We start from the raw sequence: 22,710 nt of genomic DNA on the forward strand, positions 1-22,710 counted from the left end.
CTGCGTTCGGCCGCCATCTCCGACCGGGCCGCCACATCATTGAGTTTGCGTCTTCCGACCCGTCGCGGGCGAAGCGGTCGGAAACTATCGAGCCATCATGCACGCATCCACACTGGACCCGGGAACGATGTCCCGCGAGGAACTGGAAGCCGAGGTTCGCCGGTTGCGTGGGCATTCGGCCTCCCTCGCGCAGATGTTCGAGCAGGCCCCGAGCTTCATCGCCCTCCTGAGCGGCCCCGAGCACCGCTTCACGCTTACCAACGCCGCCTACCAACGCATCGTCGACGGTCGCGACGTGGCCGACCGTACCGTGGCGGAGGCACTGCCGGAGGCTGCCGCCCAGGGCTACGTCGACCTGCTCGACGAGGTGTTCCGCACCGGCCGGCCTCACACGGCGACGGGTGCCAGGCTCGACCTCCAGCCCGTCGCGGGAGGGGCGATCACGGAGCGCTACCTCGACTTCGTCTATCAACCGGTCGCCGGCCCGGACGGGCGGGTCGAGGGCATCTTCGTCGAGGGCCACGACGTCACGGAGCGCACACGCGCGGAGGTCGCTCTTCGCGAGAACGAGGCGCGCTACCGGACCCTGTTCGAGAGCATCGAGGTCGGGTTCTGCATCGTCGAGATGAAGTTCGAGGGCGAACGCGCCATCGACTACCGCATCGTCGAGGCCAACCCCGCCTTCGTCGCGCAGACCGGAGCAGACGTCGCCGGCAGGTGGGTGAGCGAGTTCGCGCCGGACCTGGAGCGGCACTGGTTCGACACCTACGGCCAAGTCGCGCTGACCGGCGAGCCCGCCCACTTCGAGCATTACGCCGACGTGTTCGGGCGTTGGTTCGACGTCAGGGCCCTGCGCACCGGCGAATCCTCCGCGCACCGGGTCGCAATCTTTTTCTCGGACATCACCGAGAGGCGCCGTGTCGAGCAGCGCGCCGAGGCCGGCGAGCGCGAGTTGCGCCTTATCGCTGACGCCCTTCCGGTTCTCATCGCGTTCATCGGCGCGGATCACGTCTATCGCTTCGCCAACGAGGCCTATGTCGACTGGTTCTTTATCCCCGCCGGCGAGATCGTCGGCCGGGACGTCCGGGACCTGCTTGGGCCGGACGCCTACGCGGCACGTCGGCCGTACATCGACCGGGCCCTCGCGGGTGAACCCGTCACCTTCGAGATGGACTGGCCCCACCGCGACGGACGTCCCCGCGTCGCCGAGATCCGATACCTGCCGCGCCGGGACGCAGACGCTCGCGTCGACGGCTTCCACGTCTTCGTGCAGGACGTGACCGTCCGGGTGCAGACCGAAGCCGACCTCGCCCGCCAGGTCGCCGCCCGGACCGCCGAGCGCGACCAGATCTGGCAGGCCTCGTCCGACCTGCTGTGCGTGGCCAATCTCGAAGGCTACTTCGTCGGCCTCAACCCAGCCTGGCCGCAAACGCTCGGCTGGACCGATGCCGAGATGAAGGCGCGCCCGTTCCTCGATTTCGTCCACCCCGACGACGTCGAGGCGACCGTGGCGGCGGCGAAGGGTCTGTCGCGCGGGGAGGCGCAGCTCACATTCGAGAACCGCTACCGCCGCAAGGACGGCAGCTACGTCTGGCTGTCTTGGAACGCCGTGCCGCGCGACGGGCTGATCTACTCGTCCGTACGCGACGTGACCGAGAGCAAGCGGCAGGCCGAGGCGCTGACAAAGACGGAGGAGGCCCTGCGGCAGTCGCAGAAGATGGAGGCGGTCGGACAACTCACCGGCGGCCTCGCGCACGACTTCAACAACCTGCTCGCGGGCATCTCGGGCTCGCTGGAACTCATGCAGACCCGGATGTCCCAAGGGCGGATGGGTGACCTCGACCGATACATGACCGTCGCCCAGGGCGCGGCCAAGCGGGCTGCCGCCCTGACCCACCGCCTGCTCGCCTTCTCTCGCCGCCAGACCCTCGACCCGAAGCCCACCAACGTGAACCGCCTCGTCACCGACATGGAGGAGCTGATCCGGCGCACCGTGGGCCCGGCCGTCCACCTTGAGGTCGTCGGCCTCGCGGGCCTGTGGCCGGCGCTGATCGACCCGGGGCAATTGGAGAACGCGCTGCTCAACCTGTGCATCAACGCCCGCGACGCGATGCCGGACGGCGGTCGCATCACCATCGAGACCGCCAACAGGTGGATCGACGAGGCCGGCGGCCGCCAGCACGATCTCGCTCCCGGCCAGTACCTCGGCGTCTGCGTGACCGACACCGGCACCGGCATGGCGCCGGACCTGATCGGAAAGGTGTTCGAGCCGTTCTTCACGACCAAGCCCACGGGCGAGGGCACTGGTCTCGGCCTGTCCATGGTCTACGGCTTCGCCAAGCAGTCCGGCGGGCAGGTGCGAATCTACTCCGAGGTCGGCGAGGGGACGATGGTCTGCCTGTACCTGCCGCGGCACTACGGCGAGGCCGACGAGGACGAGGTGGCTCGCAGGCTTGCCGAAGTGGAGCAGGCCGGCCAGGGCGAGACGGTGCTGATCGTGGACGACGAGCCCTCCGTGCGCATGCTGGTCACCGAGGTGCTGGAGGATCTCGGCTACACCGCCATCGAGGCCGCCGACAGCGTCGCCGGGCTGAAGGTACTTCAGTCGGACGTGCGCATCGACCTGCTGGTGACCGACGTCGGCCTGCCGGGCGGGATGAACGGGCGGCAGATGGCCGACGCTGGCCGTGAGCGGCGCCCCGACCTGAAGGTGCTGTTCATCACCGGCTACGCCGAGAACGCCGTTCTGGGGAACGGCTATCTCCGACCCGGCATGCAGGTCCTGACCAAGCCGTTCGTGCTGGAGACGCTCGCCACCCGCATCAAGGAGCTCATCGCGGAGCGCTAGCCGCGGCGTCTGACCGGTCGTCCGTTCGCCGCAGGAGATCAGATTCCAGCATATCAGGCGTAGCCCTGGTCCTCCCAGTATCCGCCCTCGACCTCGCCGATTTCGGCGAAGCTCTCCACCACCTCGATGCGCATCACGTACTTGGCTTGCTTGTAGCCGAGGTTGCGTTCGAGGCGCAGCCGCAGGGGAGCGCCGTTCGCCACGGGCAGGGTTTTCCCGTTCAGCTCGTAGGCGAGGATGGTCTGGGGGTGGAAGGCGTCCACCAGGTCGATGCTCTCGTAGTAGCGAACGGGGTCTTCCTCGCCGATGGAGGCTCCCTCGGCGCCCTGCTGGCCTCCGGAATCCCGCCTGTCCTCAGCTCCTCCGGGTTGCTAAGTCATCGCGGGGTTGGCGTTGCCGCCGGACGAAGCGTCCTCCGTCCCGTCCTCCACGACGCCATCTTTGCTGGCAGATATGACGTTTCTAACTGACAGATGGGAGTGGCAATGAATTTCGACTTCCAATGTTATCAACGGCTTACGCGGCGCTGGACTGAAAACAATCGATCTTCGGAGCACCGCGCTGTTCGAGGGTGCGGTTGTAGACGAGGCGGCACATGCCCGCGAACTGCCTTAGGACGTCATCCTGCTCAGCCTCAGGCACCAGCTTTTAGCGGTAGCCGCGAACGTTGATCCTGCGAAGCTACAGTTTGGTCCCAGGAGCCGCAACGTGGACATCCGCAGAAGGCGTCTTGTCGTTGCTGAGCTTCATACTCACTTGGCCTTCCTCGCGACATTCCATCGCGATGTACTGTACGAACTCTCTATTAGCGAAATTGGAACGATCTTCGTCAGGGTATATCGCGACTTCGAGGTCGATTTTGTGGAATTTTCGGGCGAGCACGATTGCGTTCAATTGCTCATGACTTATCCGCCGAAGGTGAGCCTATCGAAGCTCGTCAACAGCCTCAAGGGCGTGACGAGCCGCAACCAGCGAGCTGAAGCGACCTCTGGCCGCCCTCGCTTACCTCTCCGGCTTGAACGCCGGGGTTTCTCGCGAGAAGAACGATAAATCGCGGTCCCCACTGACCTATGCTTTAGCGTTACGCGCCACGTCTTCGAAGGCCGTCCCGCGCGTGACCCCTCCACCCCTATCGGGGGGCACGGTGAGTTCGGTGAGGTCTTCTACGCGTCGAACCCGAACGGTAAGACCAGTCGCGAGTTTCGTGAACCCCGCACGGATCTACCTTAGTGAAGCACGCGCCATGCGGCGTTCGGTTCACTGGGGTGTGTCCGTCGGGTCCGCCGCGACGCCAGGCTGCCCTAGGCTGTCCTTCGCCACTTGCAGCTCCGCGACCAGTTCACGCTTCAGCGCCTCGTCCGGGGAAGACGGTCTCCCACCGAGCGCCGGCAGAAGGTAGGCGCTCATCATGTAGCGCATGATCTGCAGACATTTCGCGTCGCGAAGGCCACCGTCCACGGGGAGCATGCTCGTCATCGTGACGACGGCATTGTGTTCGGGGAGCACGACGATGTTCTGCCCCTTGAATCCCATCGTGTCGTATTCTCTTTGACCCCCGCTTTCGACGATGTTGTTGATCCACCAGTAATACCCGAAGAAGGGCGTGCTCTGGCCGCTCGTCATCTGCCTGACCCAGTCGGCCGGGACCACTTGCTGGTTCTCCCATCGGCCGTCCTGCAGCGTAAGCATCCCCAGCTTCGCCATGTCGAGCGCTCGGAGGCGCAGGCCCCAGCCCCCCGAAACGAGACCGGCCTGGTCGGCGCGGGTCCAAGCGTAGCGCTTCATACCCAGGGGACGGAATAGCTTCTCCTCGGCGTATTCCTCGATCCTTTTTCCGGCGGCGGCACTCAGCATCGCGGTCGCGATGACCGGATTGACGTCCATGTATTGGAACACCTTGCCTGGCGTCAGCGCCGGTGTTGTGCCGGCGGCGAGCTTCAGACGATCGGAGGCCTCGTAATAGATGGGATCCTTCGGAGGCTTGAAGTCGTAGCGGAGGCCGGTCGTCATGCTGAGGACGTTCCGTAGCGTGATAGCGCCCTTGTCGGCGACAGCCTCCTTCAAATCCGGGCGCCAGGCGCCGACCACGTCCCTCACGCTGCTGTCGAGTGAGATCTTGCCCTCGTCGATGAGCTTCCCGGCGAGCACCGACGTCGCGGCCTTTGTGATCGAGTACATCTCGTAGTTGTTGTCTCGGCCGAGGCCCGCGCTGTACCGCTCGAAAACGACCCGGCCGTCCTTGACGATGACCAAGCTACGGATGTCGTACTTGTTTTCGCGAATCCATTTCGAGAGCTTCACCAGCTTGGTCGAGTCGACGCCGACCTCCTCTGGCCAGGCCGACGACAGTTCGGCCGGGTCCTCGCTCGAGGGCGGCGCCGTTGGGGCTGCCTGGGAGAGGTTCAGGGCCGCCGCTACCAGGGTGGTGGCCCCGATCACGGCGCATGACTTCTGCATCGATAGGCGCATGTTTCTCACCTCGATCGCGAGCTGTTGGATAGATGGGGGGGGAGACTTCTCGCTTCGGCCCGGCCTAGCCTTACCGCTCCGGGCCGTCGTTGAAGGCCAGGCCTGTGCCCGGCTCTCCCCGCGTTTGCGCCGCCAACTCCAACTCTCGTTTCAGCGCCTTGCGTCGCGCCTCGTCGAATGCCGGCTTCGGTACGGCATGCATGGCCGGCAAGACGAAGTCGTTGACCATGCGACGATAGAGATTGAGGTAGGTCGCGGTGCGTAGTCCGCCGTCCGTCGGCAAGATGCCGGTCATCACGACCACGGCGTTCTGTTTCGGCAGGACGGTGATGAATTGCCCCTTGAAGCCCATTGCCCCGAACTCCGGCTCGGACTCCACGACATGGTTGATCCACGTGTAGAGGCCGTAGTCCATCGCGGTCTCGGAGGCCGCCGTCATCTGCCGGATCCAGGCCTTCGACACGATGCGGCGACCTTCCCACTCGCCGTCCTGAAGCATCAGCATGCCGATCTTCGCCATGTCGATCGCGCGTAACCGCAGGCCCCATCCTCCCGAGACCGATCCCGTGCCGTCGCGTCCGGTCCAACGCGCGTTCCGCATGCCGAGAGGCCGAAACAGGCGAGCCTCGGCGAACTCGTGCTCGGGTTCGCCCGAGGCCGCCTGGATCGCTATCCCGACGAGAACCGGATTGGCGTCGGTGTACTCGAACTCGGTGGCTGGCGGGATCCGGGGTTTCGCGGAGAGCGCGACGCTGACCCGGTCCGGCGCTTGAAAGTAGAGCGGGTCGGAACCCTCGACCTGTCGGTAGAGGAGGCCGCTCGACATCGACATCAGGTGGCGCAGTCGGATGCCCGCTTTGTCTCGCGCGGCCGCCCCGAACTCGGGCCGCTGCTTGAGGATCCAAGGTGCCACCTCGTCTTCGATCCCGATCTTTCCTTGGTCGGCGAGGATGCCGACGTTGAGCGCAGTGACCGTCTTCGTGACCGAATACAGCTCGTAGTTGTAATCTCGATCCAGGCCGTGACTGTAGCGCTCGAAGATCAGCTTGCCGTCCTTGATCACCAGCAGACTACGCACGTCGAGACGGTCCTTGCGGATCCACTCGGACATGCGCACCAGCGCGGTGGAGTCGACCCCGACATCCTCCGGAGAGGCGATGCCGATGCCGGGCTCGGGAGAGGACTCCGCAGCCGACCCGTTGGTCGCCGGGCCGGCGACCAAGGCCAGGGAGAGTGCGAAGCAGAGATATCTGGACCGTATGGATCGGGACATGGCGCTCCCCGTCTTGGGCATTGCTGGAGACGTGACGTTTCAGATGACCGAGCATCCGGCGATCCGCGCGACGCGCGAGTGACGAGCTGGAAGCGCGGCCGTAGCGAACCCGCGTCACGCGCGGGCCGGCGCGTGGTGATCAGTTCGGCGCTACCGCCCGGGCGACGTGCGCGCCATGTCCCTTTCGCCCGACGAGTTGCCCGTCGCGCACCACGAAGTGCCCCCGCACGAGAGTCGAGACAGGCCAGGCGGAAACCTCGATCCCCTCGTAGGGCGTGTAGTCGCAGGCGTCGTGGAGGAGGTCGTGGGTGATCCTCGTCGGCCGGTCCGTGTCCCAGATCGCGATGTCCGCGTCGCAGCCCACGGCGATGGTGCCCTTGCGCGGGTACAGGCCGTAGATTTTGGCGTGGTTCGTGGCCGTCAGTGCGACGAAACGATTGAGGTCGATCCGCCCCTTGGCGACCCCCTCCGAGAATAGGATCGGCAGGCGGGCGGCGATGCCCGGTATGCCATTGGGGACCCAGCGGAAGCTTGATCGCCCGCGGGGCGCGAGCTTCCCGGCCGGGTCGTCGTAGCGGAACGGGCAGTGATCGGACGAGAACACGTCGAACACGCCGGTCCGCAGTCCCTCCCAGCAGGCCTCCTGACTCGCGAGGTCCCGGGGCGGAGGCGAGCAGACGGCTTTCGCGCCCTCCATGCCGATGCCCTCGAGATCCGCCTCCGTGAGGACGAGGTATTGCGGACAGGTCTCGGCGTGGACCGGCAGGCCCCGGCTTCGGGCGCGGCGGATCTCCTCCATCGCCGGACGGTTCGAGACGTGGACGATCATGATCCGCCCGTCGACGATCTCGGACAGGGCGATCGCGCGGTGCGTAGCCTCCCGCTCGACGGGAATGGGACGCGACGTCGCGTGAAAGCGTGGCGCGGTGTGCCCGAGCCGCTCGAGCCGGTCCGTCAGGAAGCGGATGGCGTCGTCGTTCTCGGCGTGGATCATCACGATGGCACCGGTCTCGCGACCGACCTGCATCACTTCCAGCATCTGCCGGTCGCTCAGCGCCAAGCCGTCGTAGGTCATGAACACCTTGAAGGAGGTGTAGCCGTCGGCGACGAGGGCGGGAAGTTCCTGGCCGAGCACAGCCTCGGTCGGATCCGTGACGATGAGGTGGAACGCCGTGTCGACGTAGCACTGGCCCGCGGCCTTCCCGTGATACGCCTCGAGTGCCGCGCGCAGGCTTTCGCCCCGGCGCTGCAGGCAGAAAGGCAGCACGGTGCCGTTGCCGCCGAAGGCCGCCGAGCGGGTACCGCTCTCGAAATCGTCGGCCATGACCTGCCCGGGGGCGCCGGGCTGGGCGAGGTGAACGTGGCTATCGATGCCTGCGGGCAAGACGAGACGTCCGCGAGCGTCGACGATCTCATCCGCAGTGCCGAGGTCGTCACCGAGGGCGGCGATCCGGCCGTCGCGGATCGCGACGTCGCAATCGAAAGTGTCGGCCGCCGTCGCGACACGCCCACCTCGGATGATTAGATCGAATTTGGCCATCGTGCACCTCCTGTCCCTTCGGCCATGGGGCCGGGGCCGAGCTTCGCTCAGTCCCGATGCTGGATCCGTCGCGCGAGCGCGTCGGGCAGCCCTGTCGCGGTCTTCGCGGCCGGGCGCCGGAAAGTGCCGGCCGTGGCCTTGCGCGGCGATAGGGCGACGAGTGCCTCGGCCTGCTTCACCGCGGCCGCGACCGGATCGACGATTGGGACCGGCACCCGATCGGCGACGCGGCCCGCGAGGCCGGCGAGAGGCGCGCCTCCCAAGATGATCACGTCCGCCTCGTCCTCCTCGACGGCGCGAAGGGCGAGATCGACCAGCAGACCTTCCTTCTCGCCCTGAACCGTCGACAACGTCCGGAAGGAGCCGTCGAGAGTGCGTACTCCGGCGCAGCGTCCCGCAAGTCCGTTCACCGCCACGCAGTCCTCGTACCAAGGCCCGAGGGCATCGGCGAAGGTGACGATCGCGAAGCGCCGCCCCAACATGCATGCGGTGAGCATGGCCGCTTCGGCCAGGCCGATGACGGGGATGTCGAACAGCTCTCTCGCACCGTGCAGGCCAGGGTCGCCGAAGGCCGCGACGATCGCCGCGTCGACCTCGGCGTGCCGCTCGGCCAACATCTCCAGGACGATGGCACCGCCGATCTGGGCCTCGGCTCGCGTGGCGATGTAGGGCACGCCGTACGCCGCGGTTGCCGGTACGAGGGTGGTTCCAGCGCCGGCGACGGCGCGGCCCGCCGCGATCAGGAGGTCCGTGACGTCCGTACTGGTGTTGGGATTGAGAACGAGAACGTTCATCCGGGATTCCTTCAGATCGGCGTACGGACCGGTTGAGAGTCGTTCTCCGCCGGCAACGCGAAGACGCGGCCGAGGTCGCGCCAGCGGGTCGGATCGAGACCGGTCGTCGCGAGGCACTTCCACAGCGTGACGGCGACGGAGTCGTAGACTGGAAGGTCGAGCTCCGCTTCCAGGGTGGCCGCGGCAAGGGCGCCGCGCATATTCGTGCACACGATCGCCACCGCGTCGCATCCCTCGGTCGCGACCTCACGGACCAGAGACGCGACGGTGTTCTCGCTGACCTCGGCGAAGGAGAAGTTGTCCTGTCGGCCGAGGTGGCGTTCCGCCGGGCAAGCGAACCCGGCGGCCGCCCAATTGGCTCGGATGCGGGCTTGGACATCGGGCAGATACGGCGTCACGAGGCCGATGCGCGTCGCACCTGTCCGTTGGAAGATCTCCCTGTAGGCGAGCACGGTCGTGCACGCGGGGATGCCGGTCGCGGCGGTAATACGTTCGCACAGTCGCTCGTCGCGCTCGAACCCGAGCCAGCCCGCCGAGGTCCCGTTCCACGCGATGACGTCGACCTTCGCGTCGGCCAGGAGCTCGGCGGCACGCAACATGTCGCCGTCGTCGAATTGCCCGAGGGCGGCCTCCGAGAGTGCGATTTCCGTCACGCGGAAGCGGGAGACGTGCATGGAGACGTCGCTCGCTCCGGCCGGCGCGCCCGCGAGCAGTGCGGCCGTCGTCGGCTCCAGGACCGTATTGGAAGACGGCGTCAGCATCCCGAGACGCACGGTGGGGGACGTGGCGGTGTTCATCGCGTGGATCTCCTGTCCTCGTTCGAGGGGCGGGTCAGACGGGGAGCCTGCCGCGGTAGTCGATCAGGGTGGAGCAGATCAGAAGGGCGACGCCGGCCCCGGCGAAGAACATCAGGGCCAGGAAGTACGACCCCGTCGCCTGCACGACGAACCCGACGATGACGGGGACGGTGATGCCAGCGACGTTGCCGCCGAGGTTCATGCAGCCGCCGAGCAAGCCGGCCCGGGCCCGGCCACCGAGGATCGGCGGGATCGCCCAGTACATCCCGCACCAGCGTAGGAAGAACAGGGTCGCGGAGAGGAGGACGACGACGGTGAGCGGATCCTCGACGTAGGCCACGGAGAAGATCGCGACGGTCGCGAGGATGGCGGCGATCGCGAACATGGTGCGGAAGACGAGATTCGGTCGCCCGCCGCGGGCGAGCCATCCATCGCAGATGAAGCCGCCGACGATCTCACCCACGAAACCGCTGAAGAAGATGATGAAGGAGGCGCCGCCCAAGGTCTTGATGTCGAAGCCGTGAACCTTGAACAGGTAGGTCGGCATCCAGGTCAGCAGGCCGTAGAAGACGGCGTTGAAGCACATCCAGCCAAGGCACATGCACCACATGGACCGGAAGCGGAAGTAGGCGTGCCAGGAGGCCTGACCTGCTTGCGCCCCCTCTGCATCCTCGAGGGCGTGCGCGTCCTCGATGAAGCGGGCCTCCGCCTCGTTGACGCCGGGATGCTCGCGCGGCGTGTTCCGGATGTACCACCAGGCCCCGATGCCACACAGCACCGTGCCGATGCCGGCGGCGGCGAAGGCCATGCGCCAGGAATCGAAGGCGCCGATCAGCCATGCGATGACGATCGAGCCCAGGGCTGCGCCGAGGGGGGCTCCGCCATCGAGCAGTGCCGCGCCGCGCGCCCGTTCGTGGCGCGTCATCCAGATGGCGTTGAGCTTGCCGCCGGCCGGGTAGATCGGCGCTTCCGATGCGCCGAGGCCGAGGCGAGTCAGAAGCAGGCCGAACCAGCTCGTGGACAGGGCCGCGATGCCCTGGAAGAAACCCCAACCGATCGTCGCCAAGCCGATCACGAGGCGTGGCTTGAAGCGGTCTGCGAGGAGGCCTCCCGGGACCTGCATCAGAGCGTAGGTCCAGAAGAACGAGCTGAGCAGCAAGCCCTGCATGCCGGGATCGAGGTCGAACTCCTTGGCAATCAGCGGCATCGCGACGGAGAGCGAGGCGCGATCGATATAGTTGATGGAGATCAACCCCAGCATCAGCAGGAAAAGCTTCCAGCGGACGGTCGAGCGTCCTTCTCTGACGGCCGCGACGGCGGTGGTGCTCATGTGCGCATCCTCCATGTCTGCGGGGGCACCGGACGCGATGCCCCATGATGGTCGCCGCCCGCACGGATGCATGCCCGCGCGATCGGGATCGGTGCCCGGCGCGGATGTGCCAATGTGCTGTTCTCGGGGCGGGCGGCTTGCTGTTCTGGCCGCGATCGCATCAGGTTAGCCGTTGCCCTCGGATTGGCAAGACATATTCTGCGTGCTGCATGCAATTAAATGAAAAATCCTGCCGACCCTGGCTTCCGCCCACGGCGCGGCATCGCGTCGGCACCGGGGGGGCGGCTCCCGGTCTTGGAACCGCGTCCGGACAGCTGCGATGACCGAGATCCGACGCCCGAGGGGCAGGCCTCGCAAGGTAAAGCCGGAGGATGCACAGCCGCTTCTCGTCCCGATCGGGCTGCACGAGAGGGCGAGCCAGCATCTGCGCGAGTTGATCCTGACGGGTGTTCTCGCCCCGGGCCAGGAACTCGTCGAGGCCGATCTGTCGGCGACACTCGGCGTTTCGCGCACGCCGGTTCGGGAAGCGCTGAAGCTGCTGGCCGTGGAGGGGCTGGTCGAGCTACGCCCCAATCGCTCGGCCCGCGTGCCGGACCTGCAGGCCGAGGCGATCACGCAGCTGTTCGAGGCGATCGCGGGCATCGAGCGGATTGCGGCCGAATTCGCCGCCGTCCGGATCACCGACGTGGAGTTGGCCCATCTCCGTGCCTTGCAGGACGAGATGGAAGGCTATTACCGCGCGACGGATCTCGCGCCCTACTTCGTGATCAACCAGCAGATCCACAGGCTGATCGTGAGCGCCAGCCGCAACAGGCCGTTGCAGGAAGCTCACGAGAGTCTGTATGGGCGTGCCGAACTCGTGCGTCGCCGCGCCCTGCGGACGCCCGAGCGGTGGGACGAGTCCGTCGCGGAGCATCGCGCGATTTTCCATGCCCTGGAGGCTCGGGATGCCCTGCGTGCCGGCGCCTTGCTCTGTGATCACGTGGGGCGGACAGGGACCGCCGTCCTCAACCACCTGTCGGCGGTCCAGCGATCCCCAGATAAGGCCTGCGTAAGCGTCCGCTGATCGGGCTTTGGGGCATCCGGAGTGAGGGGCCTCGCGCCAAGTGAGCTTCGTGTCGACCTCGTATGTGCCTTCGCAGCATCACGATCGACCTGTGAAGCGTGATCCACGCTTACGTTGACCGGTCCGACACCGAGTGGGGCCGGTCGCTGACCTGACCGGCCGGCTTTGGACTGGGCTGATCGAGAGGATCGGTCAGGACTGGAGGAGGCGGGGATGAGGCGAGGTCAGAAGACGAGCGGGGAATAGGTCGTGCTCAAGCTGTGCCAGATCGAGGTGCAGACAGCCCAAGGCAAGGGCTTGGCCCCCGCCTGCAAGGAGGCGGAGATCTCCTAGCAGAGCTCCTGCCCGACGCGACTTCATCAACGGGTGGAGCAGTTGCGCGGCCGACGACACGCCAACGTCGCGGTTGTGGCGCTGGCCAACAAGATGGCCCGGATTGTCTGGGCGGTAATGACGCGCGACGAGCCCTACGCGCCAGCCCATTGATATGGACTGAGGTACATACCGTTATCGATTGCTCAGGCTGCTGACGTTCCTGGCACAACGGTCGGACCGTGGTCGGCTCAGCCCGTGAAGCTCCCAGGACCTCGTGATCCGCACGTCTGATGGGGCGCTGATCCGCGGATATCCATGATGGCCAAAGGCTTTTCCCGAGGAGCGGATACATGGCTACAATCGATTCAAGCGCCTGTGACAGCACAGCTTGACACCGGCGCCTCCATACATTGAGCTTTGACTTCGTCCAGGCCCGGACCCACGATGGACGCTCGCTTCGGGTCCTGACGCTGATCGACGAGCACAGCCGGGCCTGCCTCGCGCTGAAGGTGGCTCGGCGCCTCAACAGCCTGGGTGTGATCGAGGCGCTGGCGATCGCCATGAGTTTGCATGGCGTCCCGGAGCACATCCGTTGCGACAATGGCCCCGAGACGATCCCGAAGGCACTGCGCCAGTGGGTCGCCAAAGCTGGCTCGCATATCCAGTCCATCGCGCCTGGGTCGCCGTGGGAGAACGGTGACTCGCGAGAGCTTCAACGGCAAGCTGCGCGACGCATGCCCGAGACAGGAGATCTTCTACTCGCTCAAGGAAGCCCAGGCCGTCATCACTTTCTGGCAGAACACCGACAACCGCGTTCGGCCGCATGCGTCCCTGGGTGACCTCCTGCCTGCGCCTGTCAGCTTCTCCGATCTGCCGTTCCGGCTACCCATGGCAGCTGCCATGCAGAAGCCTCTCAGTCCGCTGAGGCCAAGATACCGATCAGGTCAGCGCTGCCTTGGAGAACCTGTCGATAGCGCGTCCCTCCATGCGGCATCAGTCATACCATCCCCCGAGGGCGATCCGAGACCTGGACGGGCAGCCGGATCTCGGCGCACGTGCCTTCCCCCGGGCGGCTCCTAAGGTCGAAATGGCCCCCCGATCGCTCGGCGAAATCGCGGATCATCGGGAGACCGAGCCCGGTACCCTTCCCCTCGGCCTTCGTCGTGAAAAGCGGCTCCATGACGCGCGCGAGCGTCGCTTCATCCATTCCCTGCCCCTGGTCCGCGACCGTCAGGCAGACGCATCGGACAGATCCGCACCCATCCTGCACCGGCACGGCCTCCTCGCAGGCCGAGATGACGACCGACCCACCGTCCGGCATCGCGTCCCGCGCGTTGATCACCAGGTTGAGTAGCGCCATTTCCAGGAGGGAAGGGTCGGCGAGCGCCTCCGCGATCGGAACTGGGCACCGGGTCTCGACGCGTGCCAAGGGACCGGCGGCCTGCCGGAGCATCGGAAGCAGGTCGGAGATAAGCGCCGACACATCGACCGGCTCCGGCGCCTGCTCCCGCCGTCGCGCGAAGGCTAGCATGCGCCGGGTCAGGGCGGCTCCCCGCTGCGCGACCTGCACCGCGGTATCCAGCAGGTCCGTGGCGTTCCCCTCGTCCTTCACGCTCGGACGCAGCCTTTGCAGGCTCGCCAGCAGGACGGCAAGCAGGTTGTTGAAGTCGTGGACCAAGCCGGCGGTCAGGTGGCCGACTGCCTCCATCCGATGAGCCTGCAGCAGCATCTCCCGCTGCCTGGTGATGTCGCGGGTGACCTTGACGAAGCCGACCAAGGCGTCTTCGCGGTCCCGCATCGGGCTGACGAGCGCGTGTACCCAGATCCGGCGGCCGCCTCCGCGAACGCGCCATCCTTCCCGCTCGCTGCGTCCCTCACGGGCCGCCTGTTCGAGAACCCTCACCGGCACCCCGGCCTCCCGCTCCGCCTCGGTGTAGAGGCGTGAGAAATGGCTGCCGACGACCTCGTCGTCGGCGAGGCCGTCCAGACGCCGCGCCACGGCGTTCCAACTGATGATCCGCCCATTGGGATCGAGCATGTACACGGTTTGGTCGATGAGCGTGCCTGCGAAGTGGCGGTCGCGCGGGTCGGTCCGTGGCTGCGGCATGTCTCTCGAATCCTTTCCGTGCCGGGCCCGGCAGGAGCTGTCCGGAAGGGTGCGGGTCGGGGGCCACGCCGGGATGGCGGATAAGGTCGCGGCGTCCCATCCGCTCGGGTCTGGCGGCGAGCGGCTTACCGGCGAATCAGCAGGAGTGCCGTCGTGGCGGCGACGGCGGCCATGAGACACGCCAGGGCCGGCGGGAGGAGACCCCATCGCTCCAACTCACGTGCCGAACCGAGGACGACCAACATGAGCCCCAGCGCCGCGGCGCGGGCCGCGAGGATGCCCATCGGGCTTTTCCCGCCCGGGCTTGGCTGTCGGTCCCTCATGGTAGGTCCCCCGGCGTTCCCACCAGCGCCTCAGGCGCGGGCTTGATGTCCAGCTCCGCGCGGGCGGGACAGGCTTGCCCGATCTTGCGCGGCCCGGTCGCCGACGACCCGCCATCGCCGGACGCGGCGCCGGCCCGGTCCCGACCGTCGGTTCCGCGAAACGGTTGGTCCGGCCACGCATCGGCCTCCCGCCCGCCGTCCGGACCCGAGCCGCGAAAGCCCCCCAGGGCGAGGGCGTCGGCAAGGAGAATGGTTTCCCCTCTGCGCCCTCGGGGCGCACGTGACCGGCGCCGTGCCGGAGAGCTTCCCGTCATCCGGCCGGATCTGGGAAGCTTGTCGTCTCGAAGGGACCGTTTCAACCGCCGCAGTTGCTTCGCCGCCTTACGCATGGCCGTGTCGAGGACGGCGTGGCAGCAGAAGCCCAGGGCCTCTCCCGTGACGATCCTCAACGCGCCCATGTCGATGTTGACCGTGCAGCGGTAGCCCCGACCGTCGCGGCTGAAGTAGACCGTCGCCGCGTTCAGGCGGCCGAAATATTTCGCGGCGGTCCGCTCGACGCCGGCACACGCGCGCTCTCGCAAGGCGGCGCCCAGCACGATGCTGGCGCTTCGTACGACGACGGGTGCAACGATGCGTCGAGTGTTCATGCCGGCCTCCGCCTTGCTCGCTTGCAGGACTTGTGATGGGGCTGCGCCTCACGGCACGGCCTAGGTGACCGCGATCCCGGGTGCGGGTTTGGCGTCAGGCCGTCGCGAAGCCCCGGGCCGCAGCCAGGCCGGCCGTGTGGGCGTGCGCGGGGGCGGCACCACCAGTAGGTCCGGCCCGGAGGTCAACAGCAGATCCTCGGCCACGCTGCCAAAAAGCGCGAGGGCAAGGCCCGTGCGCCCTTGCGTGCCGACGGCAACGAGGTCGGCCCGGTGCTCCATCGCAACACGAGGGATCACGTCCCGGGGCCGGCCCTCCTCGACTCGCCGTCGCCAGCCCCGCCTTCCGAGGCCTTCCCGCGTCAGGATGTCGTCGAGTTCTCCGGCGAAACCCGCGCGCCAGCTCTCGACGTAGCCATCGAGGTGTTCCTGAGAAACACCTGTCGCCCATAACTTCGTCGTGGCCGGGGCCCGGAACGCGTGCAGCACGGTCACCTCGGCGTCGTCGGCCAGTCCGAGCGACCCCACGCCTCGCAGGACCCGGGTAGAGGTATCCGAGAGATCGACGGGTGCCAGGATCTTGCCGTAGGGTCCTTCGACCGGCTGCCGGACCACGAGAACGGGGCACGGGCTCCTGCGGAAAAGGGCCCTGACGGTGTCACCGGAAGTCCGCTCGGGAGAGACGGACGGGGACCCGACGACGATGAGGTCGACCTCCCAGGCGATCGCCGCGGCGAGGACAGCACCGGCGGGCTCGCCGCCGATCACGATGGGCTCGCACCACGCCCTGAACAGCTCTGGCACGACCGCGGCCTGTTCGACGATCATGCGCTGGGCCTCGCGCAGGTCCTGCGCGACCTGCCGCGTCCCGAAACTCTCGACGACATGCATCGGCATGAGCTTCCCGCGATGCGGGCCGGCCAGCAGGCCGGCGCGGCGCAGCGCTCGGTGGGATCGGACCGAAAAATCCGTGGCGACGAGGATACGCATTGAACCTTCCCTCTCGGCGAGACGGGGGCCGGGCTAGCCTCAGCCCAGGATGTCGATGACGATGCGACGGAGCTCGGCTCGGCTGAGGGCCGGCGACCTTGGCTTCCGTTCCGCCGCAGGCGGTCGCACGCCGTCGTGAGCGGGTTCGGGAGGACGCGGCGGACCTACGGCGCCGGTCGGCTCTCGGCGTCGGGAGAGAGCGAGGCCTAAATCTTCGGGATCGCGGGCGGCGGGACGTGTCATCGGTCTGTCTCCGGATGCGGTCAGGCTCGTTCACACGCCACTGGCCGGCCCGCCCGCGTGGGAGCGGACGAATCTGTGCCGTCACCGCGCGAACGGGCGCTGCTGGGAGATGTCTGAAGAGAGGAAGTCGGGTCGGCTCCCCGGGGCGGCCGACGCATGGCGTCGGCGGCTCGGGGGCTAGCGGCCTGCGACGAGGCGGCCTGCGCGCTTGTTGAGGTGGCGACCCGAAATAGACATGGCGCCTGCGACCATATCCCATTGCGGAGATACTGCAAGCCTCAAGGCTTGGTCGGCATCGGGGGTGGAAGGAATCGAAGGGAAACGGGTGGCATTCCTTTGCCGCCGTCGTCGTTTTAAAATAACCGAAGGTGAGACTAGCTCGAGGCTGTCAAACTATTCTGAGGGCGATTCAGGTCCCGCGCGGCGTCATCGCGAGCGGCGTCGTCTGGGAACGATCCAGCTCCCCTCGCTCCGCATGAGCGAGACGAGGACTGCAAGCGCCGTCACCAGTATCGTGACCTCCGAGGCTTGTCCCTGGGCCTTCGCCGAGCCGATGGTTGATGCGGGGTTGACGCGCCCGCCGGGATCCACCCTTTCTGGGAGGCGGTATCGGCGGGGAACGCCGCACCGCGACCGTTTGAGGACGATCTTTCGGGAGGCATTCGGAACCGTCTTGACGATGCGGTCGACCGGCCAGCACCTGGTGGAGCTCTGGCCCCGCCTCTTCGGCTACGCCCTCAGCCTGACCCGGGAGGCGGAGACGGCGCGCGACTTGATGCAGCGGAGCGCACTCAGGGCTCTCGCCGCTCCGGCGGGGCCGCGGGAGGAGCGGGCGGCCCGCGCCTACCTGTTCCGGATCGTGCGCCACGCCTTCGTGGACGGGCTCCGCCGTGCGTCCGTGCGCCGGGAGGCCGCGGCCGAGGACTTGCCCGACGAGGGCTACGACGACCGCCTGATCGATGCCATCGCGGTCCGGCAGGCCTTCGAGCGCCTCGACGGGCCCTGCCGCCGCGTCGTGGCTTGCGTGGACGTCGAGGGCCTGAGCTACCGGGAGACCGCCGAGCGTCTCGGCATCCCCGTCGGGACGGTGATGAGCCGCCTGCACCGGGCGCGCCGCGCCATGCTGCGCAGCATCGCCGCGGACGGGAGCGACGGGCCGGGCGCATGACTATCGGCTGGGAGACGCTCAACGCCTACGTCGACGGCGAGCTCGATGCGGAGACCCGCATGGCTGTGGCCGAGGCGCTCCGGCGCGACCCGGCCCTCGCGGCCCGGGCCGCGACCCTGTCACGCCTGAAGGGTGCGGTCGGAGCTTCCGTCGCGGCCCGGCGCGCCGCGCCGTGGAAGGGCCGGTTTGCCTGGGCGGTTGCCGCCGTCGCGCTGGTCATCGGAGCCGGCACGCTCGTTTTTCTTGTCGGGCGTCCATCACAGGATCCTGCTGTCGCGGCCTACATGGAATGGGTAGGCTCGTCCGCGATCCCGGGCGCGAGTCGCGGCCCGGACACTCCCCTGCGGAACGGGGCGCCCGACCTGGACGCGCTCGGCTTCCAGCTGGCGTACCTCTCGCCGCCCGGAACCGGGACGGGGCGGCTCGCCGGCTATTTGGGACGGCACGGCTGCCGCCTCGCGCTATGGGACGGTCCGCCCCTCCCGGGGAGCGGGACGGCGCTTGCCGACGGCAGGCTCCGCGTCGCCCGCTGGGAGCTGGACGGCCAACGCTACGTCCTCTTGTCCGAAAACATGCCGGCCGGGCGCTTCGCCCTGCTCGCGGCGGCTGCCGAGCGGCTGATCCGGCCAGGGGAGCCCGAGCGCCGCATCGCCTCGGTTCGGGCGGCACGGCTCGCGGAGCGCCCTTGCACCGGGTGAGGCTTCCGCTCGCTCGTCGTCGCTCGCCGCCAGGATCGCCTGGTGCTGGCGAACCTTCCTTCGGCTGGTTTTCCTCAAGGGGGTGTGGGCATCGGCCATCGCATGGCCTGCCCGCGACGGGGCATGCCGCGAAATCTTTTTTGGCTCACGAATAAAGCGATCCTCTCGCGCGTCTCCTCCTCCTCCTCACAACCCGGTGCCGGGAGCCCCGTCTCCTGGCGGGGTCGAGAAAGGGAGGTCGGATGATGCTGGACAGACGTGAGTTGATGAGACGCACCGGGATGGCCGCGCTGGTTAGCGCCGGCGGTTCCAGTCTGGGGCCGATGCGCGCCCTGGCAGGAGAGGCGGTCACGCTCCCCTTCGGCAACGGCGAGCGCCCACTGGTGGCCTATCCTGGCAAGCGGCCGCTCCTGCAGATGACCGCGCGCCCGCCGCAGTTGGAAACACCGTTCGCCATCTTCGACGACGGGCCGATCACGCCCAACGACGCCTTCTTCGTGCGCTACCACCTCGCGGACATCCCGACCGAGATCGATCCCGCAACCTACCGCCTCGCGATCAAGGGCCATGTCGAGACGGAGGTCTCGCTGTCGCTGGGCGACCTCAAGGCGATGCCCACTACGGAGACCGTTGCCGTCAACCAGTGCTCGGGTAACTCGCGCGGCTTCTTCGAGCCGCGCATGGCCGGCGGCCAGCTTGCCAACGGCGCCATGGGCTGTGCCCGCTGGACCGGCGTGCCGCTGAAGGCGGTGCTCGACAAGGCGGGCGTGAGGGCGGGAGCCGTCGAGGTTGCCTTCGAGGGCCTCGACGGGCCGGTCCTGCCCGAGACGCCGGATTTCGCCAAGTCGCTCAAGCTCGACCACGCCCGCGACGGCACGGTGATGCTCGCCTGGGCTATGAACGGCGAAGACCTGCCCTGGCTCAACGGCTTTCCCCTACGGCTCGTGGTGCCGGGCTTCTACGGCACCTACTGGGTCAAGCACCTGTCGAGCCTCACTGTGCTCGACAAGCCCTTCGAGGGCTTCTGGATGAAGACGGCCTACCGCATCCCGGACAACGAATGCGGCTGCACCGAGCCCGGCCAGCCGGCGATGGCGACGGTGCCGATCAACCGCTTCACCGTGCGCTCCTTCCTGACGAACCTCGCGGACGGCGCCGTCGTGAAGGCCGGCCGGACCGACCTGCGCGGCATCGCGTTCGACGGAGGCTCGGGGATCCGCTCCGTCGTCGTGTCCACGGACGACGGCAAGACCTGGATGGAGGCCAAGCTAGGGCAGGACCTCGGGCGCTTCGCCTTCCGTCCTTGGACGCTCGGCCTCGACCTACCGCCAGGCAGCCACGCGATCCGGGTGCGGGCGACCGCCAATGACGGGGCGAGCCAGCCGATGGAGCCGCGCTGGAACCCGGCCGGGTACCTGCGCAACGTGGTCGAGACGACGCGGGTGCGCGCTTCATGAGGGAGAATGTGATGACGAAGCGCCTTTCCACGACCCTCGCGGCGGCTTTGCTGCTCGTCGCGGGCAACGCCCAAGCGGCTCCCAGGACCTACGATCTGCCCGAGCCAACCGTCGAATTGCGCGCCCCGAAGGCGGGCATGCACGCGGAGGGCTTCGAGGCGGCACAGGCGAACTGCATGGTCTGCCACTCCGTCGACTACATCGCGATGCAGCCGCCACGGAAGGGTCAGGCCTTCTGGACGGCCGAGGTGACCAAGATGATCAAGGTATACCGCGCGCCGATCGACGAGGCGCAGGCCAAAGCGATCGCCGCCTACTTGACGGATACGTACTGAGCATCGCGTCGGGACGTGTTCGTATTCTGCCGTGATAGCAGGCCGCGGGCTTCGCCCTGCGGTCGCGACCCGTGCGTGTCGCCAGGATCGACAGGCAGGTGAGCGACTGGAAACGCGTACCGCTCACCGACGACACGCTGCGCCATCCGCCGGCAGCGCTGCGCGGCCCTTTGGGCAGCCAACGTTGTCGGTGAGACCGCTTGATGAGAGCCAGACGATTCGCAGCCGGCTTGAGGATCCCCAAGCCGCTCGGGTGCTGGCGACCCTCAAGGACATCTTCTGCCCGGAGTTCGGCTGAACAGTCTCAGCTGTGGGCGATCTCCGCCTCAAGCCCCCGACGGTCCGGCCGGTTGCGCAGCCGCAGGCTCAGGCCACTCCGGCGGGACGCCATCTCGGCGATGGCGAGGCCGAGGCCGCTACCCAACTCGCTCTTGTGTCGCCCACGGAAGAAGCGCGTCGTCACGTGGGGCAGCTCGTCTTCCGGGATGCCCGGTCCCTCGTCGCGAACGACGATGCCCTCGCCATCCGACCGCACAGCCCACGCCACCGTGCCGGTCTCCATGTGCTGCACGGCATTCTCGTGCAGGTTCCGGACGGCGAGGCGCAAGCCCTCCGGGTCGGCTCGCAGGATATAGCCGCGCAAGCCCGGGTCGATCTGCGTTCGAACCCCGGGTGGCGTCCGCATGCCCTCCACGGTCTCCGTCACCAGCGCGCCCACGTCGACCTCCGCCAGGGACGGCGTTTCCTCCGCGGCGTCGAGCCGGGCAGCGTCGAGGAGCTGGCGGACGAGGCGTGTCGTTCGGTCCACAGCCGCGAGAATCTGCCGGAGCGCGGCCTTCGCGACCGCCGGGTCGGTGGCGGCCATGGCGACCTGGGCCTGGGTCTTCAGGCCGGCGAGCGGGGTGCGAAGCTCGTGCGCGGCGAACGCCGTCACCTCCCGTTCGTGCCGCCGCGCCGCCTCGACCTTGAGGAACAGCCCGTTGAGGGCATCCGCCAGGGGACGGACCTCCGCCGGCGCCTGTCCGACGTCGATGGCGCCCATGTCGTCGGCATCGCGGGCCGCGAGGTTCCGGGCCATCAGCCGCAAGGGTCGCAGGCCGCGCCCGAGGCTCGCCCAGATCAGCATCCCGAGTAGCGGCACGACGAGGAGCGCGGGGGTGAGCAAGCCCATGATGAGGTCGGTGACGAGGCGCTCGCGGAGGCCAAGACGATCACCCACCATGACCCGCACGCCCCGCTCTGCATCCTCCACGGTGAACACCCGCCAAGTCTCGCCGTCGACCTCGCGCTGCGAGAAGCCCGCCGGCGCGTCGGTCAGGCGCCGCTCCGGGGCCCCGGCCGATCGCGCGACCATGCGCCCGTCGAGCGACCAGATCTGGCAGGAAAGCTGCCGCTCGTAGGCCGTCGGGGCCGGGAAGGTTCGAGGCGTCCCGTCCGGGGCCGTGCCGCCGACCGCCCCAACCAGGGAGCTGACCATGCGCGCGGCTTCCTGGAGGCGATTGTCGAGGACCTGCTCCACCTCGTGCTTCGAGCCGAGATAGATCCAGGCGACCGCGCAGAGCCAGATCAGGCCGGTGGCGAGGACGAGGATGGCGAAGAGCCTGACGCGCAGCGACCTCATGCGGCTGCCCTCATGCGGTAGCCGAGGCCGCGCACCGTCTCGATGGCGTGCCGGCCGATCTTGGCGCGCAGGTTGTGCACGTGCACCTCGACGGCGTTGCTCTCGACCTCCTCCTGCCAGCCGTAGAGCCGCTCCTCCAACTCCGCCTTCGAGCGCAGCACGTTCGGGCGTTCCATCAGCGCCGCCAGCACCATGAACTCGCGTCGCGACACCGGGACCGGTTGCCCGTGGAGCGTGACGGCGAGCTCGGCCGGGTCGAGGCGGAGGCCGGCATGCTCCAGGCAGGCCGCGGCCCGTCCCGACGCCCGCCGGACGACGGCGCGGATGCGGGCCGCGAGCTCGTCGAGGTCGAAGGGCTTGCCGAGGTAGTCGTCGGCACCGCCGTCGAGCCCTGCGATCCGGTCCGCCACGGCATCCCGGGCCGTGAGCAGGACCACCGGGGTTCGGTCGCCCCGCTCGCGCAGCCCCCGCAGGACGTCGAGCCCGGAGCCGTCGGGCAGCATCAGGTCGAGCACCACGGCGCCGAAGCCGCTCGCGGCGAGGGCGGCATCGGCGTCCGCGCAGGTCGCGACGCACTCGACGGTCGCGCCGGACAACCCGAGCCCGGCCCTGAGGCCGTCCGAGAGGATGGGGTCGTCCTCGACGACGAGGATGCGCATGCGTGTCTCCCTTGGCTGCCCGGCATCCTCCGG

Annotated in this window: 19 protein-coding genes and 4 pseudogenes; 10 read left to right on the top strand and 13 right to left on the bottom strand. The window is 67.9% G+C overall.

Annotated elements, in window-relative coordinates; genetic code table 11:
- Window positions 1-127 precede the first annotated feature (127 nt).
- Entirely contained in the window at window positions 128-2,848 is a 2,721-nt protein-coding gene (locus DK427_RS05095; RefSeq protein WP_109950319.1) for a hybrid sensor histidine kinase/response regulator, read from the top strand.
- 53 nt (window positions 2,849-2,901) lie between these two features.
- Here DK427_RS05095 and DK427_RS05100 read toward each other — a convergent pair.
- A pseudogene (locus DK427_RS05100) lies at window positions 2,902-3,270 on the bottom strand (molybdopterin-dependent oxidoreductase); the annotation flags it as partial.
- A gap of 94 nt (window positions 3,271-3,364) precedes the next feature.
- A complete protein-coding gene (locus tag DK427_RS27490) occupies window positions 3,365-3,490 on the bottom strand; it encodes a helix-turn-helix domain-containing protein (protein WP_162559681.1) in 126 nt (41 codons plus the stop codon).
- Between the two features lie 66 nt (window positions 3,491-3,556).
- Between DK427_RS27490 and tnpA the strand changes: the two genes are divergently transcribed.
- The gene (gene tnpA, locus DK427_RS27310; protein WP_162559682.1) at window positions 3,557-3,898 is read left to right on the top strand and encodes an IS200/IS605 family transposase; all 342 of its coding nucleotides are present in this window, start codon (window positions 3,557-3,559) and stop codon (window positions 3,896-3,898) included.
- A gap of 207 nt (window positions 3,899-4,105) precedes the next feature.
- Here tnpA and DK427_RS05115 read toward each other — a convergent pair whose 3' ends face one another.
- The 6 genes from DK427_RS05115 to DK427_RS05140 all read right to left on the bottom strand — a co-directional run bounded on the left by DK427_RS05115 (window position 4,106) and on the right by DK427_RS05140 (window position 11,051).
- The gene (locus DK427_RS05115) at window positions 4,106-5,317 is read right to left on the bottom strand and encodes a serine hydrolase domain-containing protein (protein WP_204165271.1); all 1,212 of its coding nucleotides are present in this window, start codon (window positions 5,315-5,317) and stop codon (window positions 4,106-4,108) included.
- 70 nt (window positions 5,318-5,387) lie between these two features.
- Window positions 5,388-6,590, bottom strand: coding sequence for a serine hydrolase domain-containing protein (locus tag DK427_RS05120; RefSeq protein ID WP_109950322.1), 1,203 nt, complete (start codon window positions 6,588-6,590; stop codon window positions 5,388-5,390).
- A 139-nt stretch (window positions 6,591-6,729) separates the two neighbouring features.
- Entirely contained in the window at window positions 6,730-8,130 is a 1,401-nt protein-coding gene (hydA, locus tag DK427_RS05125) for a dihydropyrimidinase (RefSeq protein WP_109950323.1), read from the bottom strand.
- A 47-nt stretch (window positions 8,131-8,177) separates the two neighbouring features.
- The gene (locus DK427_RS05130) at window positions 8,178-8,924 is read right to left on the bottom strand and encodes an aspartate/glutamate racemase family protein (RefSeq protein WP_109950324.1); all 747 of its coding nucleotides are present in this window, start codon (window positions 8,922-8,924) and stop codon (window positions 8,178-8,180) included.
- 11 nt (window positions 8,925-8,935) lie between these two features.
- Entirely contained in the window at window positions 8,936-9,721 is a 786-nt protein-coding gene (locus DK427_RS05135; RefSeq protein WP_204165272.1) for a maleate cis-trans isomerase family protein, read from the bottom strand.
- A gap of 34 nt (window positions 9,722-9,755) precedes the next feature.
- Window positions 9,756-11,051 carry an MFS transporter gene (locus tag DK427_RS05140; protein WP_109950325.1) on the bottom strand — a complete coding sequence of 432 codons (1,296 nt, stop codon included), beginning with the start codon at window positions 11,049-11,051 and terminating at the stop codon, window positions 9,756-9,758.
- A gap of 319 nt (window positions 11,052-11,370) precedes the next feature.
- Between DK427_RS05140 and DK427_RS05145 the strand changes: the two genes are divergently transcribed.
- The 3 genes and pseudogenes from DK427_RS05145 to DK427_RS05155 all read left to right on the top strand — a co-directional run.
- Window positions 11,371-12,117: a GntR family transcriptional regulator gene (locus DK427_RS05145; protein WP_109950326.1), complete on the top strand. Its 747-nt coding sequence runs from the start codon at window positions 11,371-11,373 to the stop codon at window positions 12,115-12,117.
- Between the two features lie 366 nt (window positions 12,118-12,483).
- A pseudogene (locus DK427_RS26950) lies at window positions 12,484-12,603 on the top strand (IS110 family transposase); the annotation flags it as partial.
- Between the two features lie 224 nt (window positions 12,604-12,827).
- Window positions 12,828-13,338 (top strand): annotated as a pseudogene (locus tag DK427_RS05155) (integrase core domain-containing protein); the annotation flags it as partial.
- 91 nt (window positions 13,339-13,429) lie between these two features.
- Here the strand turns inward: DK427_RS05155 and DK427_RS05160 are convergent.
- The 3 genes from DK427_RS05160 to DK427_RS05175 form a co-directional block, all read right to left on the bottom strand.
- Window positions 13,430-14,539, bottom strand: coding sequence for a two-component system sensor histidine kinase NtrB (locus DK427_RS05160; RefSeq protein WP_162559683.1), 1,110 nt, complete (start codon window positions 14,537-14,539; stop codon window positions 13,430-13,432).
- 319 nt (window positions 14,540-14,858) lie between these two features.
- Window positions 14,859-15,509, bottom strand: a complete 651-nt coding sequence (locus DK427_RS05170) for an HPF/RaiA family ribosome-associated protein (RefSeq protein ID WP_204165273.1) — start codon at window positions 15,507-15,509, stop codon at window positions 14,859-14,861.
- A 60-nt stretch (window positions 15,510-15,569) separates the two neighbouring features.
- Window positions 15,570-16,496 carry a universal stress protein gene (locus tag DK427_RS05175; protein ID WP_109950329.1) on the bottom strand — a complete coding sequence of 309 codons (927 nt, stop codon included), beginning with the start codon at window positions 16,494-16,496 and terminating at the stop codon, window positions 15,570-15,572.
- Between the two features lie 922 nt (window positions 16,497-17,418).
- On the opposite strand from DK427_RS05175, the gene DK427_RS05185 reads away from it, so the two are divergent.
- The 5 genes and pseudogenes from DK427_RS05185 to DK427_RS26955 all read left to right on the top strand — a co-directional run.
- Complete coding sequence (locus tag DK427_RS05185; protein WP_109950331.1) at window positions 17,419-17,907, top strand: RNA polymerase sigma factor; 489 nt, start codon at window positions 17,419-17,421, stop codon at window positions 17,905-17,907.
- Complete coding sequence (locus DK427_RS05190; RefSeq protein ID WP_245930808.1) at window positions 17,904-18,605, top strand: anti-sigma factor family protein; 702 nt, start codon at window positions 17,904-17,906, stop codon at window positions 18,603-18,605. The genes DK427_RS05185 and DK427_RS05190 overlap by 4 nt, the downstream gene beginning before the upstream one ends.
- A gap of 245 nt (window positions 18,606-18,850) precedes the next feature.
- The gene (gene sorA, locus DK427_RS05195) at window positions 18,851-20,062 is read left to right on the top strand and encodes a SorA family sulfite dehydrogenase catalytic subunit (protein WP_109954014.1); all 1,212 of its coding nucleotides are present in this window, start codon (window positions 18,851-18,853) and stop codon (window positions 20,060-20,062) included.
- An 11-nt stretch (window positions 20,063-20,073) separates the two neighbouring features.
- Window positions 20,074-20,397, top strand: a complete 324-nt coding sequence (sorB, locus tag DK427_RS05200; RefSeq protein WP_109950332.1) for a SorB family sulfite dehydrogenase c-type cytochrome subunit — start codon at window positions 20,074-20,076, stop codon at window positions 20,395-20,397.
- Between the two features lie 205 nt (window positions 20,398-20,602).
- A pseudogene (locus tag DK427_RS26955) lies at window positions 20,603-20,695 on the top strand (transcriptional regulator); the annotation flags it as partial.
- A 6-nt stretch (window positions 20,696-20,701) separates the two neighbouring features.
- Here the strand turns inward: DK427_RS26955 and DK427_RS05210 are convergent.
- Together DK427_RS05210 and DK427_RS05215 are read right to left on the bottom strand one after the other, a co-directional pair.
- Window positions 20,702-22,018, bottom strand: coding sequence for an ATP-binding protein (locus DK427_RS05210; protein WP_109950333.1), 1,317 nt, complete (start codon window positions 22,016-22,018; stop codon window positions 20,702-20,704).
- Window positions 22,015-22,677: a response regulator gene (locus tag DK427_RS05215; protein WP_109950334.1), complete on the bottom strand. Its 663-nt coding sequence runs from the start codon at window positions 22,675-22,677 to the stop codon at window positions 22,015-22,017. The genes DK427_RS05210 and DK427_RS05215 overlap by 4 nt, the downstream gene beginning before the upstream one ends.
- Window positions 22,678-22,710 lie beyond the last annotated feature (33 nt).

The sequence above is a fragment of the Methylobacterium radiodurans genome (assembly GCF_003173735.1).
Classification (GTDB): Bacteria; Pseudomonadota; Alphaproteobacteria; order Rhizobiales; family Beijerinckiaceae; genus Methylobacterium; species Methylobacterium radiodurans.

What these genes read in the sequence shown, in the direction of transcription:
- DK427_RS05135 (WP_204165272.1), bottom strand. Translation starts at nt 9,721, where the DNA reads ATGAACACCGCCACGTCCCCCACCGTGCGTCTCGGGATGCTGACGCCG.
- DK427_RS05170 (WP_204165273.1), bottom strand. Translation starts at nt 15,509, where the DNA reads ATGAACACTCGACGCATCGTTGCACCCGTCGTCGTACGAAGCGCCAGC.
- DK427_RS05190 (WP_245930808.1), top strand. Translation starts at nt 17,904, where the DNA reads ATGACTATCGGCTGGGAGACGCTCAACGCCTACGTCGACGGCGAGCTC.
- DK427_RS05175 (WP_109950329.1), bottom strand. Translation starts at nt 16,496, where the DNA reads ATGCGTATCCTCGTCGCCACGGATTTTTCGGTCCGATCCCACCGAGCG.
- DK427_RS05095 (WP_109950319.1), top strand. Translation starts at nt 128, where the DNA reads ATGTCCCGCGAGGAACTGGAAGCCGAGGTTCGCCGGTTGCGTGGGCAT.
- DK427_RS05130 (WP_109950324.1), bottom strand. Translation starts at nt 8,924, where the DNA reads ATGAACGTTCTCGTTCTCAATCCCAACACCAGTACGGACGTCACGGAC.
- DK427_RS05145 (WP_109950326.1), top strand. Translation starts at nt 11,371, where the DNA reads ATGACCGAGATCCGACGCCCGAGGGGCAGGCCTCGCAAGGTAAAGCCG.
- sorB (WP_109950332.1), top strand. Translation starts at nt 20,074, where the DNA reads ATGACGAAGCGCCTTTCCACGACCCTCGCGGCGGCTTTGCTGCTCGTC.
- DK427_RS05215 (WP_109950334.1), bottom strand. Translation starts at nt 22,677, where the DNA reads ATGCGCATCCTCGTCGTCGAGGACGACCCCATCCTCTCGGACGGCCTC.
- hydA (WP_109950323.1), bottom strand. Translation starts at nt 8,130, where the DNA reads ATGGCCAAATTCGATCTAATCATCCGAGGTGGGCGTGTCGCGACGGCG.
- DK427_RS05160 (WP_162559683.1), bottom strand. Translation starts at nt 14,539, where the DNA reads ATGCCGCAGCCACGGACCGACCCGCGCGACCGCCACTTCGCAGGCACG.
- sorA (WP_109954014.1), top strand. Translation starts at nt 18,851, where the DNA reads ATGCTGGACAGACGTGAGTTGATGAGACGCACCGGGATGGCCGCGCTG.
- DK427_RS05185 (WP_109950331.1), top strand. Translation starts at nt 17,419, where the DNA reads ATGCGGTCGACCGGCCAGCACCTGGTGGAGCTCTGGCCCCGCCTCTTC.
- DK427_RS05210 (WP_109950333.1), bottom strand. Translation starts at nt 22,018, where the DNA reads ATGAGGTCGCTGCGCGTCAGGCTCTTCGCCATCCTCGTCCTCGCCACC.
- DK427_RS05115 (WP_204165271.1), bottom strand. Translation starts at nt 5,317, where the DNA reads ATGCGCCTATCGATGCAGAAGTCATGCGCCGTGATCGGGGCCACCACC.
- DK427_RS05140 (WP_109950325.1), bottom strand. Translation starts at nt 11,051, where the DNA reads ATGAGCACCACCGCCGTCGCGGCCGTCAGAGAAGGACGCTCGACCGTC.
- DK427_RS05120 (WP_109950322.1), bottom strand. Translation starts at nt 6,590, where the DNA reads ATGTCCCGATCCATACGGTCCAGATATCTCTGCTTCGCACTCTCCCTG.